The sequence below is a fragment of the Streptomyces sp. NPDC088254 genome, assembly GCF_044740925.1.
Taxonomy (GTDB): domain Bacteria; phylum Actinomycetota; class Actinomycetes; order Streptomycetales; family Streptomycetaceae; genus Streptomyces.
This window is the reverse complement of sequence record NZ_JBIURQ010000004.1, coordinates 77,896-91,975: the sequence shown is the minus strand read 5'-3', so window position 1 is coordinate 91,975 and position 14,080 is coordinate 77,896. Positions and strand designations below refer to the sequence as shown.

Sequence of the window (14,080 nt, the reverse complement as noted above, 5' to 3'; positions counted from 1 at the left end):
GTGGAACTGAAGATCTCCTCTATCGCCGAGCACCCCGAGATGCTGGACTCGGTGTTCGACATGCCCGACACCTGGCCGGAGTTCACCACCCAGGACCTCGTCGGCAACGCCCACTACGGGCGGATCCCCGAGGCGTTCCCGGAGTACGTGCTGTTCGCGCAGGACGAGCGGGGCGAGGTCGTCGCGCACGCCTTCAGCGTGCCGTTCGCCCTCGGCGCCGAGGGACGCGGCGAGCTGCCCGCCCGGGGCTGGGACCAGGTGCTGCTGTGGGCCTTCTCCGACCGGCGGCGCGGGGTGACGCCGGACACGGTCAGCGCGATCTCCATCGTGATCGCCCCGCACGCCCAGGGAAAGGGCCTCTCCCGGATCATGCTCAAGGCGATGCGGGAGAGCGCCCGCGCCAAGGGCTTCACCGAGGTGGTCGCCCCGGTCCGCCCCAACGCCAAGCACCGCGAACCGCACACCCCCATCGAGGAGTACGCGCACCGTGTGCGGGAGGACGGACTGCCGTACGACCCGTGGCTGCGCGTGCACGCCCGGGCCGGCGCGCGCATCGAGCGGATCGCGCCGGCGTCGATGACGGTGGCCGCCTCGCTGGCGGAGTGGCGCCGCTGGACCGGCCTGCCCTTCGACGCCGAGGGAGACGTCGAGGTGCCCGGCGCGCTGGTGCCCGTACGCTGCGAGCCGGCACGCGACCACGCGGTGTACGTCGAGCCCAACGTGTGGATGCGGCACCCGCTGTGAGCGCCCGCCGGGCACTACCGTCCGTACGGAGTGCCCGGCTGGTACGGGTAGCCGGGGCCGGCGGCGGCATGGGCCGGCGCCTTCGGGTCGAACACCGCGAACAGCAGCATGCACGTGGCCGTCACCCAGGTCACGAAGAGCGCGATCCCCAGGAACGGATCACCGGTGGGCCGGTCGTTCGTGCTCGAGAGCCACGGAATCGTCACCGCCTCGTACAGCACGAAGGCGGCGAGGGCGCCCCAGTCCGAGGGGCGGCCCCGGCGGATCGCCACGTACAGGAACGGCACCCACGCCAGCAGGCCCATCGAGAGCCACACCAGGGCACTCCAGGCCAGCCGCTGGAACCAGCCGCCCTCCAGCCGCTTCTCCGGTCTCGTCGTCGCCGTGCTCACATCGCCCCCCAGGTAGCCAGAGGGCAAGGTTAGAGCACACCCGGGGCATGATCGGGTCTCCTGTTCTCTACTGTGACCTGAGACAGAAGCAGATCGACTTTGGGGTGGGGATGGCAGAGCACCGGCAGTCCAGGAAGCGCAGATACATCACGTGGGGAGTCGCCGGCGCCGCCGTCGTCGCCGGGGCGGGCATCGCCGCCCAGACCTCCATGGCGGCCACCGTCTGGCCCGCCCAGAAGACCTACACCGGCCGCGCCTTCGACACCTGCACGGCCCCCTCCCTCGCCGCGATGAAGGCCTGGAAGACCACGAACTACTACGGCGCCGCCGCCGTCTACGTCGGCGGCAAGAACCGCGGCTGCGCCCAGCCCAACCTCACCGCGTCCTGGGTGAAGTCGGTCAACGCCGCCGGCTGGAAGCTCATCCCGATCTACGTCGGCGCCCAGCCGTACTGCCAGACCGGCTCCAGCCCCGAGAAGCTCACCGCCGCCACCGCCGCCTCCCTCGGCGCCCAGGACGCCACGGACGCCGTGGCCAAGGCCGGCGCGCTCGGCATGAAGGCGGGCAGCGCGATCTACCTCGACATGGAGCCGTACGACATCACCAACAAGGCGTGCAACGACGCCGTGCTGACGTACGTCCGCTCCTTCAGCAAGACGCTGCGCGCGAAGACCTACCGCGCCGGCTACTACGGCTTCACCAGCTCCAGCGCCAAGGCGGTCGCCACGGCCGCCGACAAGACGGACCTGCCGGGCAACCTCTGGTACGCGCTGTGGGACAACAAGGAGACGACCACCGCCGACTGGCCCTGGGCCGCCACCCAGTTCACCAACCACAGCCGCGCCCACCAGTACATGGTCAACAGCAAGGAGACCCGCGCCGGTTACACGATCACCGTGGACCGCAACTCCTGGGACGCCCCGGTGGCGATCGTCGGCTGAGCACCCCTGAGGGACCGTGCCGCGCGGCGGTGCCGTAAGTCCCGGTGAATCGTTGGTCGAATGGGTTGGCCACAGGCCCGCCACTGCCTACCATCGATCACCGCAAGACTTTGTGCACCGTCGCACAATCTCCTCGGGAGGCTCCCTTGCACAGCCGCCGTCGTCGCACCGCGCTCCTGCTGTCCGCCGCGATCGTCGCGGCGGGCCCCCTCCTCACCGCCTGCGGCAACGAGGCGCACCCTGGTGCGGCGGCCGTCGTCGGCGGGCAGCGGATCACCGTCTCCCAGCTGGAGGAACGGGTCGACGAGGTCCGCGCCGCCCAGCGCGCCGCCGTCCCCGACGACGCCCGGTACGCCCAGGTCGTCGCCCGGACCGGCACCCTGGCCCGGGACACCCTGCACGGCATGATCCTCGACCAGGTGCTGCACCGCGCCGCCGCGGACGCGGGCGTCACCGTCTCCCGCAAGGAGGTCCAGGCGATGCGGGCCGGTCTTGAGCAGCAGGCCGGCGGCGCGAAGGGGCTGGAGACGACGTGGCTCCAGCAGTACGGCATCCCCCCGCAGCGCCTCGACGACAACCTGCGGCTGCAGCTGGAGGCGCAGAAGCTCGCCGCCCGGCTCGGCGCGGACACCAGTCAGCCCGCCTTCTGGAAGACGCTGTCGAAGGCCTCCCAGGACCTCGGCGTCGACCTCAACCCGCGGTACGGCGACTGGGACGTGCAGAAGGTGAGCCGCGTCGACGCCAAGACGCCGTGGGTGCGGGACGTCACGGCGGCCGGGGCACGGCAGACGACCTGACCCCCGGACGGGGCAGGGCCGAGGGCATGAGCGCGCCCGTCGCTCAGCGGGCGGTTTGTCGGATCGTCGTACGGCCGCCTGTGGACGACTCGGGGAGATGTCGACGGCGTGGGTTACGTTCGGGGGTGTGAACGCGATCAGCAGCTCCGCAGCGGCCTCCCAGGGCGGTCCCGACTCGTCCCCGGGCCGGGTCGTCCTGCTCACCACCAGCCACCGCGTGGCCCCCGGCCTGCTGTCCTGGCCGGCCTGGGAGGCCCTGCGCACGGCCGACCGCGTGCTGTGCGTGGACGGCGCCCACCCCCAGCTGCCGTACCTGCGTGAGGCGGGCGTGGTGGTCGAGGAGGCGTCCCCCACCGCGGAGGAGCTCGTCGCCGCCTGCGCCGGCGGGCACACGGTCGTGGTCGTCGCCACCGGCGAGGGCGAGCCCGCGCTCACCGACGGACTGGCCCGGCTGGCGGGCTCCGGCCGCCTCGCGATGCCGGAGCTGGAGCTGCTGCCCGCCTCCTACGACCTGCCCGGCGCGCGCCTCCTGGACCTCGTCCAGGTCATGGACCGCATCCGCGCCGAGTGCCCGTGGTCCTCCCGCCAGACGCACAAGGGCCTGGCCAAGTACGGCATCGAGGAGGCGTACGAACTCGTCGAGGCCATCGAGGACGGCGACCGGGACGAGCTGCGCGAGGAACTGGGCGACGTCCTCCTCCAGGTCGTCTTCCACGCGCGGATAGCCGAGGAGGACGAGGAGGAGCCCTTCTCCGTGGACGACGTGGCGGCCACGATCGTCGCCAAGCTCATCCACCGCCACCCCCATGTCTTCGGCGACGCCACGGCGGCGACCCCGGAGGAGGTCAAGGCGCACTGGATGCGCACGAAGGCCGTCGAGAAGCGGCGCGAGTCGGTGACGGACGGCGTTCCCCTCCACCAGCCGGCCCTGGCCCTCGCGGCCAAACTGGCGTCCAGGGTGCGCTCGGCCGGCCTGGACGTCCCCCTGCCCGCCACGGGGGGCATCGGCTACGAACTCCTGGCCCTGGCCGCCCGGGCCGAGGCAGAGGGCGCCGACCCGGAAGCATCCCTACGAGCGGCCGCCCGCACGTACCGGGAGGCCATCCGCACGACAGAGGGCTTGCGGGACTGACCGCAGGGGGGCGGGATCTTGTGGTTGCGGCGCGAAGCGCCGCGGTATCGCTCCTGGGTGCACGGTCGCGGAGCGGCGGGCTACCGGGCGCTATAGCACCGGGCTTGCGCAACGGGCACCACTGGCGGGGATGCCGCGTTCGCGTCCAGCCCCGCCCCGCTGGCGCGGTGGTGGGGCGGGGGCCGTTGACTGGGCCCAGTTCGCCAGCGACCCTACCCGCCTAGGAACGGTGCTACCGGCTGGTGTATTGATCACAAGCGTTGTCAACGCTCGCTGGGCTTGATCATGGCGAAGGCCTCCGAAGGTGAGGTGCAGTCCCGCCCGGTGGCGGGTGGCGAGCTTGTCGAATCGGGTGGCGACAGCGCGGAACTGTTCGAGCCGGTTGAAGCAACGCTCGACGACGGTTCGGCCCGTGTGCCCGCTTGTCGAAGCCGGGCGGGTGGCCCCCACGCGGAGCCCTGGCGGAGCCGGATGCGCTGCCCTGGCATCGGCCCAGCGTCGCTGGACCGCCGCCATTGCAGCAAGACCATCACCGAGGTGCTGCGTAGGTCGGTGCGTAGGGTCGAGGCATGCGCCACGACGAGCCTCGCGTCCCTGAACTCTTCTCATGGGAGTTCGCATCGAACCCGTACCTCACGTATGCACAGATGCGGGAAACAGAGCCTGTGCGATGGACGAGGCTCCCCAGCGGCGTGGACGCATGGCTTGTGACGCGCTACGACCTCGCACGCCAGGCGTTGGCGGACAGCCGGCTGTCGAAGAATCCGGACCATCACATGACACGCACGTCGGGAGAGCCCGCCCACGCCAAGGGCAAGACCGGCATCCCCGGTGAGCGCAAGGCCGAGTTGATGACGCACCTGCTGAACATCGACCCGCCGGACCACACCCGTCTGCGGCGTCTCGTCAGCAAGGCGTTCACCCCCCGCCGGGTCGCCGAGTTCGCGCCCCGCGTGCAGGAGCTCACCGACGACCTCATCGACCGGTTCGCGGCGCGGGGAAGCGCCGACCTCATCCACGACTTCGCCTTCCCGCTCCCCATCTACGCCATCTGCGACCTGCTGGGCGTCCCCCGCGAGGACCAGGACGACTTCCGGGACTGGGCGGGGATGATGATCCGGCACGGCGGGGGCCCGCGCGGCGGAGTCGCACGGTCGGTGAAGAAGATGCGCGGCTATCTCGCCGAGCTCATCCACCGCAAACGCGAGGCCCTCACACCGGCACCCGTTCCCGGCGAGGACCTCATCTCCGGTCTCATCCGCGCCTCCGACCACGGCGAGCACCTCACCGAGAACGAGGCCGCCGCCATGGCGTTCATCCTCCTGTTCGCCGGGTTCGAGACCACCGTGAACCTGATCGGGAACGGCACCTACGCCCTGCTCACCCACCCCGGTCAGCGCCATCGCCTGCAGGACTCCCTCGCCGCGGGCGACCGCGCCCTGCTGGAGACCGGCGTGGAGGAACTCCTGCGCTACGACGGCCCGGTGGAGCTCGCCACCTGGCGGTTCGCCACCCGCCCGCTCAGCATCGGCGGCCAGGACATCGCCGCCGGCGATCCCGTCCTCGTCGTTCTTGCCGCGGCCGACCGCGATCCGGAACGCTTCACCGAACCCGACACCCTCGACCTGAGCCGCCGTGACAACCAGCACCTCGGCTACGGCCACGGCATCCACTACTGCCTCGGCGCGCCCCTCGCCAGGCTGGAGGGCCAGACCGCGCTGGCGACCCTCCTCACCCGTCTGCCCGACCTCCGACTCGCCGTGGAAGCCGAGGAGTTGAGGTGGCGCGGCGGCCTCATCATGCGCGGACTGCGCACCCTCCCCGTGGAGTTCACCCCGGTCGAACGGTGACCCGGTCAACACCTCGCGCCGGCTCCCAAACCTGATGCCGTGTGACCGGATTGCGAAACGAAGGTGACCGATTCTCAACTCTGTGATCTTCACGTGATCTACGCGGCATTAACTTGTGACAAGCGATCGTCTGCCGATACGTTCACTCGTCAACGCGGCGACCCTCTTCCGCTCGTCGCGAGGGCACTGCTGTCTCGAGAAAGGCGTTCGCATGCTCACCGGGAACGGTCGTCACCGTCGCCCCCGCCAGGCCCCGGCCCTCATCGTCGCGGCCGGTGTGACCGGCTCCGCCATCGCCATCCCCCTGCTCGGCGCCTCGGCGGCGAGCGCGGCCGACGGCACCGTGTGGGACCGGGTGGCGGAGTGCGAGAGCGGCGGCTCCTGGAGCGCGAACCAGGGCGGCGGCGAGTACGGCGGTCTGTCGCTCAGTCAGGAGGACTGGGACAAGTACGGCGGGAGCGACTACGCCTCGCGTCCCGACCTTGCCAGTCGCAACCAGCAGATCGCCGTCGCCCAGAAGGTCCTCGCCGGCGAGGGCGTGGGCGCGTGGGGCACCTGCGGCCTGACCTCCGGGCTCACCGCCGACGCGGCCACGGGTGACGTGGACACCGGCCTCGCGGACGACTCGTCCGACTCCTCGATCACCTCCGGCCTGGCCGACCTCTCCAGAGGCGCCGGTTCCTCGGGCTCCTCCCAGGAGTCCGGCGGCGGCTCCGTCGGATCGGAGAAGGATGCGGGCGATTCGCAGTCTTCGCCCTCCGCGTCACCTTCGTCTCCTTCCTCCCCTTCATCCGGTTCATCCGAATCGTCATCCCCTGCGGGTGACGGCTCGGCGAAGTCGGACGGCGCGGCAGGCTCCGATGAGGCGCAGGCAGGCGACAGCTCGCCCACCGAGTCCCCGAAACTGGACGAGTCGGACAAGTCCGGTCAGGACGCCGGTTCGTGGAGCCTCGTCGACACCGGCTCCCTCACCGCGGGCTCCGTCGGCGCGGAGACGCTCGACGCCGACGCCCTCGGCTCCGGACGCCACCGCGGCCCCACCGCGGACGAGAGCGCCGGCAACGCCGCCCCCTCCTCCGGCCGCCACGCCGCCAACGCCCTCGGCGTCGCGGACACCTACACCGTCCGCGACGGCGACTCTCTCGCCTCCATCGCCGACTCCCTGGGTGTCGACGGCGGATGGCGTGCCCTCTACGACGCCAACCGGGACGCCATCGGTGCCGACCCGGCCGACATCGCACCGGGTCAGACCCTGGTCACCGTGGTCGGCTGACCGGGCGAGGGAAAGGATCAAGAGGGCTGAAAAGCCCCCGAAACGGGGGGAGTTCACGTCCCATTTCGTTCCTGAATGTCCGGTTCGGTGAAAGTGTGGGATGAGTCTCATGGGCCCCTCCCGTCTTTGATATTCCGTCGGTTCCGTGCCTACGGTCGTGACCGCTCGGCAACCCGAGCCCCGGCTGCCGCTACGCCGAATCCTGCCGACGGCCGCCCGGGAACAGTCGTCGCGTCATGCGCCGCGGGCAGGAGCGGGGGACCCAAGGTAAGCGCCGGGCCCAGCGGTTCAGCTGGATCCGGCTAGGGGTGAAGCCACGCCTCCGACGGAGGAGTGGCCGGGCAACCCAACCGGCCCGAACCCGACAGCTCACCTCGTAGGCGTCGGTGAGGGGATCCACCATGCTGTTTTCCGCCAAGGGCAAGCACCGTCGTCCGGCCAAGGCCACCCGTGCCGCCGCGCTGGCCGGTGTCACCGGCGTCGCCATCGCCGCCCCGCTGATGGCCGCGGGCAACGCCTCCGCCGCCACCTCCTCCGAGTGGGACGCCGTCGCCCAGTGCGAGTCGGGCGGCAACTGGTCCATCAACACCGGCAACGGGTACTACGGCGGGCTGCAGTTCTCCGCCTCCACCTGGTCCGCGTACGGCGGCACGCAGTACGCCTCCACCGCCGACAAGGCGAGCAAGTCGCAGCAGATCCAGGTCGCCGAGAAGGTCCTGTCGAGCCAGGGCAAGGGCGCCTGGCCGGTCTGCGGCAAGGGCCTGTCCGGCGCCGCGTACACCGGCGGCTCCTCCGACAGCGGCTCCGGTTCCGGCTCCTCCGGCAGCGGTTCCGGCTCCTCGGACTCGGGCAGCCGGTCCACCGAGAAGCAGAGCGCCTCCCGCTCGACCGAGCGTCCGGCCGTCAAGAGCCAGAAGACGGTCACCACGCCGACCGGCGAGAAGGTCAAGAAGGGCGACGGCGAGTACAAGGTCGTCGAGGGCGACACCCTGAGCTCCATCGCCACCGAGCAGAAGGTCGCCGGCGGCTGGGCCAAGCTCTTCGAGCTGAACAAGGACATCGTCGAGGACGCCAACCTCATCTACCCGGGTCAGCAGCTTCACCTGAAGTGACGCCCGGCTCCGGCCGAAGCCACAGCGTCCTCACGAGCGAGGCCCGCACGCTCGGGGCCTCGTGAGGGCCGCCCCCGTCCCCACGGGCTCCCCGCCCCGGTGCGTTCTCCCCCGTACGCACCGGGGCGGGGTTCGTTCTTCCGCGGCCGGGCGTTCGCCCGCTCTCCTCGCCACCCCTCTTTGTTCCGACCGGGAACAATGTGTACCGTCTGTCTGTCCACGGGACGGTCGGTCGGCTGCCGACGGCCCCGGGGCGGTTAGGCTCTAGTCGAACCAGCGTCACATCCCATGAAGGAGATGCTCGTGCCGTCCATCGACGTCGTCGTAGCCCGGGAAATCCTGGACTCCCGAGGCAACCCCACGGTCGAGGTCGAGGTCGGCCTCGACGACGGCAGCACGGGTCGTGCCGCCGTCCCCTCCGGCGCTTCCACCGGCGCCTTCGAGGCCGTCGAACTCCGCGACGGTGACCCCGACCGCTACCTCGGCAAGGGTGTCGAGAAGGCCGTCCTCGCTGTCATCGAGCAGATCGGCCCCGAGCTCGTCGGCTACGACGCCACCGAGCAGCGCCTGATCGACCAGGCCATGTTCGACCTGGACGCCACCGACAACAAGGGCTCCCTCGGCGCCAACGCCATCCTCGGCGTCTCCCTCGCCGTCGCCCACGCCGCCTCCGAGGCCAGCGACCTGCCGCTGTTCCGCTACCTGGGCGGCCCCAACGCGCACCTGCTGCCGGTGCCGATGATGAACATCCTGAACGGCGGCTCGCACGCCGACACCAACGTGGACATCCAGGAGTTCATGATCGCCCCGATCGGCGCGGAGTCCTTCTCCGAGGCCCTGCGCTGGGGGGCCGAGGTCTACCACACCCTCAAGAAGGTGCTGAAGCGCAAGGGCCTGAGCACCGGTCTCGGCGACGAGGGCGGCTTCGCCCCGAACCTGGACTCCAACCGTGCCGCCCTCGACCTGATCCTCGAGGCCGTCAAGGAGGCCGGCTACACCCCCGGCGAGCAGATCGCCCTGGCGCTCGACGTCGCCGCCTCCGAGTTCTACAAGGACGGCGTCTACGTCTTCGAGGGCAAGGAGCGCTCCGCCGCCGAGATGACCGACTACTACGCCGAGCTCGTCGAGGCGTACCCGCTGGTCTCCATCGAGGACCCGCTGTTCGAGGACGACTGGGACGGCTGGAAGACCATCACCGAGCGCCTCGGCGACAAGGTCCAGCTCGTCGGCGACGACCTGTTCGTCACCAACCCCGAGCGCCTCGCCCGCGGCATCGAGGAGGGCGCCGCCAACGCACTGCTGGTCAAGGTGAACCAGATCGGCTCGCTGACCGAGACTCTCGACGCCGTCGAGCTCGCCCAGCGCAACGGCTTCAAGTGCATGATGTCCCACCGCTCCGGCGAGACCGAGGACGTCACCATCGCCGACCTCGCCGTCGCCGTGAACTGCGGTCAGATCAAGACCGGCGCCCCGGCCCGCTCGGACCGCGTCGCCAAGTACAACCAGCTGCTGCGCATCGAGGAGATTCTCGACGACGCCGCGGTGTACGCCGGCCGCAGCGCCTTCCCCCGGTTCCGCTTCACGAACTGAGACGCGGCCACGGCCTGACGCCCTCAGGCAGCGTCGTACGTACGTCCCCGTACCCGGTCCCGTACCGTGTGCGGGGACGTACGCGTGTGTGACGCGGGACGGAACGCGTGCGACGCGGGACGAGACGGGAGGCGGGGACATGTCCGTGAGGGACCGGGACCGGTTCTCCACCACGACCAGGATCAGGCTGCTCGGCGAGCAGACGGCGGCCCGCGTCTACCGCTCGCAGACCAAACGGCAGGCCCGCCGCTCCCGCCTCACCGGCCGCGCCGCCCTGCTCGCGCTCGTCCTGTGCTCGCTCGTGGTGGCCCTCGCCTACCCGATGCGCCAGTACGTCTCCCAGCGCGCCGAGATCGCCGACCTCCAGCGCGAGCGGGAGCAGGCCCGGCAGCGGGTGGAGGAACTGCGCGACCTCAAGGCGCGGTGGCAGGACGACGCCTATGCCGAGCAGCGGATCCGGGAGCGGCTGCACTACGTGATGCCGGGGGAGACGGGCTTCGTCGTCATCGACCCGGGCGCCGCCAGGAAGTCCCGTACCGACCTCGGCGCCGCCGACCGCCCCTGGTACTCGAACGTCTGGGACGGGGTCGACAAGTCCGACGCCGCCGACCAGTGAATGACCGATAGAAAGACAGTCATGGAAACGCCCCCGCCGACCACCGAGCGCACCGAGCCCACCGACGCGGACGTCGAGGCCTTCCGGCAGCAGCTCGGACGCCCGCCGCGCGGTCTGCGCGCCATCGCCCACCGCTGCCCCTGCGGGCAGCCGGACGTCGTCGAGACGGCCCCCCGTCTGCCCGACGGCACGCCCTTCCCGACGCTGTACTACCTGACGTGCCCCAAGGCGAACTCCGCGATCGGCACGCTGGAGGCGAACGGCGTGATGAAGGAGATGACGGAGCGGCTGGGGACGGACCCGGAGCTCGCCGCCGCCTACCGGGCCGCGCACGAGGACTACGTCCGGCGGCGCGACGAGATCGAGGAGCTGAAGGGCTTCCCGAGCGCGGGCGGCATGCCGGACCGGGTGAAGTGCCTGCACGTCCTCGTGGCGCACTCGCTGGCCGCGGGCCCCGGCGTGAACCCGCTCGGGGACGAGGCGCTGGCGATGCTGCCCCAGTGGTGGGCCAAGGGCGCCTGCGTGACGCTGCCGGAGCCGCCGTCCGGCGAGGGAGAGACCCAGTGACCCGCGTCGCCGCCGTCGACTGCGGTACGAACTCGATCCGGCTGCTCGTCGCCGACGTGGACCCCGCGACCGGTGAACTCGTCGAGCTGGACCGGCGTATGACGATCGTCCGCCTCGGGCAGGGCGTCGACCGCACCGGCCGGCTGGCGCCCGAGGCGCTGGAGCGGACCTTCGCCGCGTGCCGGGAGTACGCGGCGGTGATAAAGGAGCACGGCGCCGAGCGGCTGCGCTTCGTCGCCACCTCCGCCTCCCGTGACGCCGAGAACCGGGACGAGTTCGTGCGCGGGGTGCTGGACATCCTCGGCGTGGAGCCGGAGGTCATCTCCGGCGACCAGGAGGCGGAGTTCTCCTTCACCGGGGCCACGCGGGAACTGACGGGCCTTGACGACCTGGCCAGGCCGTACCTGGTGGTGGACATCGGCGGCGGCTCGACGGAGTTCGTGGTCGGCGACGACCGGGTGCGGGCGGCGCGTTCCGTGGACGTCGGCTGTGTGCGGATGACCGAGCGGCACCTCGTGGTGGACGGCGCGGTCAGCGACCCGCCCACTGCGGAGCAGATCGCGGCGATACGCGCCGACATCGAGGCCGCGCTCGACCTCGCCGAGGAGACGGTTCCGCTGCGCGAGGCGCGCACGCTGGTGGGTCTGGCGGGCTCGGTGACCACGGTGTCGGCGATCGCGCAGGAGCTGCCGGAGTACGACTCGGCGGCCATCCACCACTCCCGTGTCCCGCGTGAGCGGGTCCGCGAGATCGCCGAGTGGCTGCTGCGCTCCACCCACGCCGAGCGCGCGGCCGTCCCGTCGATGCACCCGGGCCGGGTGGACGTCATCGCCGCTGGCGCCCTGGTACTGATCTCGATCATGGACCGGATCGGAGCGGAGGAGGTCGTGGTGAGCGAGCACGACATCCTCGACGGCATCGCGTGGTCGAAGGCCTGAGCTGAACCGGTGCTCGCGAGGGGGTCTCGGCGTCGCGTCGTGGCACTCTGCTGAGCAGTGCGGACAACGTTTGAGCGGGTCAGGGGGGCTCTTCGGGGCCCCTTTTCCGCACCCCGGGAAGCCGCCCCGAAAAACTTCGTGAAGTTCTTCACAAGGAAATGGGTCCGGTGGGAGCGCGGATCGACCCCGGTTGGCCCTTCCGGGGGCCCAACGGACCTGTGAACATGTTCAAAAGGCGCGCGGGGGGACGTTTTGCGAAGGGCTGGAGGAGAGGTGTTCCGGAGGGCTCACGCAGGCCGTTCATCACCGGAGAGGCAGCTCACGCGGCATTGACAACGGTGCGGGGTGCCTGCTGGTTCCCCTTCGCCGTCATGATCTGGATCACGTGGGCCGCGGAGGATAGCACACACCCTGAGCGAGCTTGTGAAGGGGCGCACGAGCTACCCCCCTGAGGCGGGTGGATACTCGATGGCATGAGCACCACGGAGCGTCCCAGGATCCTCGTAGTAGGCGGTGGGTACGTAGGCCTGTACGCAGCTCGGCGCATCCTCAAGAAGATGCGCTACGGCGAGGCGACCGTCACGGTCGTCGACCCCCGGTCGTACATGACCTACCAGCCCTTCCTCCCCGAAACCGCCGCCGGCAACATCTCCCCGCGGCACGTCGTCGTCCCGCTGCGACGCGTGCTGCCCAAGGCGGAGGTCCTCACCGGCCGCGTCACCACCATCGACCAGGACCGCAAGGTCGCCACGATCGCCCCCCTCGTCGGCGAGGCGTACGAGCTGCCCTTCGACTACCTGGTCGTCGCGCTCGGCGCGGTCTCCCGCACCTTCCCGATCCCCGGCCTCGCCGAGCAGGGCATCGGCATGAAGGGCATCGAGGAGGCCATCGGCCTGCGCAACCACGTCCTGGAGCAGCTCGACAAGGCCGACTCGACCAACGACGAGGAGATCCGCCGCAAGGCGCTCACCTTCGTCTTCATCGGCGGCGGCTTCGCCGGCGCGGAGACGATCGGCGAGGTCGAGGACATGGCCCGCGACGCGGCCAAGTACTACAAGAACGTGTCCCGTGAGGACATGCGCTTCATCCTCGTGGACGCCGCTGACAAGATCCTCCCCGAGGTCGGCCCCAAGCTCGGCCAGTACGGCAAGGAGCACCTGGAGGGCCGCGGCGTGGAGGTCTACCTCTCCACCTCGATGGACTCCTGCGTCGACGGCCACGTCGTCCTGAAGAACGGACTGGAGGTCGACTCCAGCACGATCGTGTGGACGGCGGGCGTCAAGCCCAACCCGGTCCTCGGCCGTTACGGCCTGCCGCTCGGCCCGCGCGGTCACGTCGACTGCGCGCCGACGCTCCAGGTGCAGGGCACCGACTACATCTGGGCCGCCGGCGACAACGCCCAGGTCCCGGACGTCGCCGCCCGCAAGGCCGGCGTGGAGAACGCCTGGTGCCCGCCGAACGCGCAGCACGCGCTGCGCCAGGCCAAGGTGCTCGGCGACAACGTGGTCTCCGGCATGCGGGGCTTCCCGCAGAAGGAGTACTCGCACTCCAACAAGGGCGCGGTTGCGGGTCTCGGCCTGCACAAGGGCGTCGCGATGATCGTCATGGGCAAGATGAAGATCAAGCTCAAGGGCCGGCTGGCGTGGTACATGCACCGCGGCTACCACGGCCTGGCGATGCCGACGTGGAACCGGAAGATCCGTGTCTTCGCGGACTGGACCCTCGGCATGTTCCTCAAGCGTGAGGTCGTCGCCCTCGGCGCGCTGGAGTCCCCGCGCGAGGAGTTCTACGAGGCCGCGAAGCCGGCTCCGGTCGCAGCGGCCCCCAAGCAGGAGAAGACCGAGGTCAAGGCTTCCTGACCTCGCCCAGCAGAACCCCGAAAGGGCCGCCCGCCATCCGTGGTGCGGGCGGCCCTTCCGCATACCCCCTCCGCGGACGTGCCCCGGGTGCCGCAGCCCCCACCGAGCCCGGCAGCCCTGGGGGGTTAGGCCCCCCGCCGGGCTGTGAGGGTGCAGCCCCCATGGAGGGGGCACGTTCTGCGTCCGGGCGAGTCGGGCGGGTGGATTCTGCGCCACCGGCGGAGCGCCCGCCGGGGTGTGGGGCGTAGCCCCACGGAGGGGTACGGTCC

The 14,080-nt window shown here is 70.8% G+C and carries 13 protein-coding genes and 1 riboswitch; of the genes, 12 read left to right on the top strand and 1 reads right to left on the bottom strand.

All coding sequences use genetic code 11. The features are described from left to right. Positions 1-744 (top strand): GNAT family N-acetyltransferase, encoded by a 744-nt coding sequence (locus ACIOC0_RS13360; protein ID WP_402155154.1) that lies wholly within the window; start codon positions 1-3, stop codon positions 742-744. Between the two features lie 14 nt (positions 745-758). Here ACIOC0_RS13360 and ACIOC0_RS13355 read toward each other — a convergent pair whose 3' ends face one another. Then, positions 759-1,136, bottom strand: coding sequence for a hypothetical protein (locus tag ACIOC0_RS13355; protein ID WP_402155153.1), 378 nt, complete (start codon positions 1,134-1,136; stop codon positions 759-761). 110 nt (positions 1,137-1,246) lie between these two features. On the opposite strand from ACIOC0_RS13355, the gene ACIOC0_RS13350 reads away from it, so the two are divergent. From ACIOC0_RS13350 to ACIOC0_RS13300, 11 genes are all read left to right on the top strand, one after another. Beyond that, entirely contained in the window at positions 1,247-2,077 is an 831-nt protein-coding gene (locus ACIOC0_RS13350) for a glycoside hydrolase domain-containing protein (protein ID WP_402155152.1), read from the top strand. Positions 2,078-2,223: 146 nt separating this feature from the next. Then, entirely contained in the window at positions 2,224-2,874 is a 651-nt protein-coding gene (locus ACIOC0_RS13345; protein ID WP_402155150.1) for a SurA N-terminal domain-containing protein, read from the top strand. 127 nt (positions 2,875-3,001) lie between these two features. Beyond that, a complete protein-coding gene (locus ACIOC0_RS13340; protein WP_402155148.1) occupies positions 3,002-4,006 on the top strand; it encodes a nucleoside triphosphate pyrophosphohydrolase in 1,005 nt (334 codons plus the stop codon). 569 nt (positions 4,007-4,575) lie between these two features. Beyond that, positions 4,576-5,856 carry a cytochrome P450 gene (locus ACIOC0_RS13335; protein ID WP_402155147.1) on the top strand — a complete coding sequence of 427 codons (1,281 nt, stop codon included), beginning with the start codon at positions 4,576-4,578 and terminating at the stop codon, positions 5,854-5,856. 211 nt (positions 5,857-6,067) lie between these two features. Next, positions 6,068-7,129: a transglycosylase family protein gene (locus ACIOC0_RS13330; RefSeq protein WP_402155146.1), complete on the top strand. Its 1,062-nt coding sequence runs from the start codon at positions 6,068-6,070 to the stop codon at positions 7,127-7,129. A gap of 229 nt (positions 7,130-7,358) precedes the next feature. Next, positions 7,359-7,527: riboswitch (cyclic di-AMP (ydaO/yuaA leader) on the top strand. Between the two features lie 3 nt (positions 7,528-7,530). Continuing rightward, the gene (locus tag ACIOC0_RS13325) at positions 7,531-8,241 is read left to right on the top strand and encodes a transglycosylase family protein (RefSeq protein WP_402155145.1); all 711 of its coding nucleotides are present in this window, start codon (positions 7,531-7,533) and stop codon (positions 8,239-8,241) included. Between the two features lie 303 nt (positions 8,242-8,544). Beyond that, positions 8,545-9,831, top strand: a complete 1,287-nt coding sequence (eno, locus tag ACIOC0_RS13320; RefSeq protein WP_402155144.1) for a phosphopyruvate hydratase — start codon at positions 8,545-8,547, stop codon at positions 9,829-9,831. Positions 9,832-9,970: 139 nt separating this feature from the next. Beyond that, positions 9,971-10,447 (top strand): septum formation initiator family protein, encoded by a 477-nt coding sequence (locus ACIOC0_RS13315; RefSeq protein ID WP_130442447.1) that lies wholly within the window; start codon positions 9,971-9,973, stop codon positions 10,445-10,447. A gap of 21 nt (positions 10,448-10,468) precedes the next feature. Continuing rightward, complete coding sequence (locus ACIOC0_RS13310; protein ID WP_402155143.1) at positions 10,469-11,014, top strand: DUF501 domain-containing protein; 546 nt, start codon at positions 10,469-10,471, stop codon at positions 11,012-11,014. Continuing rightward, positions 11,011-11,952 (top strand): exopolyphosphatase, encoded by a 942-nt coding sequence (locus ACIOC0_RS13305; RefSeq protein WP_402155142.1) that lies wholly within the window; start codon positions 11,011-11,013, stop codon positions 11,950-11,952. The genes ACIOC0_RS13310 and ACIOC0_RS13305 overlap by 4 nt, the downstream gene beginning before the upstream one ends. 473 nt (positions 11,953-12,425) lie before the next feature. Next, entirely contained in the window at positions 12,426-13,811 is a 1,386-nt protein-coding gene (locus ACIOC0_RS13300) for an NAD(P)/FAD-dependent oxidoreductase (protein ID WP_130442453.1), read from the top strand. Positions 13,812-14,080 lie beyond the last annotated feature (269 nt).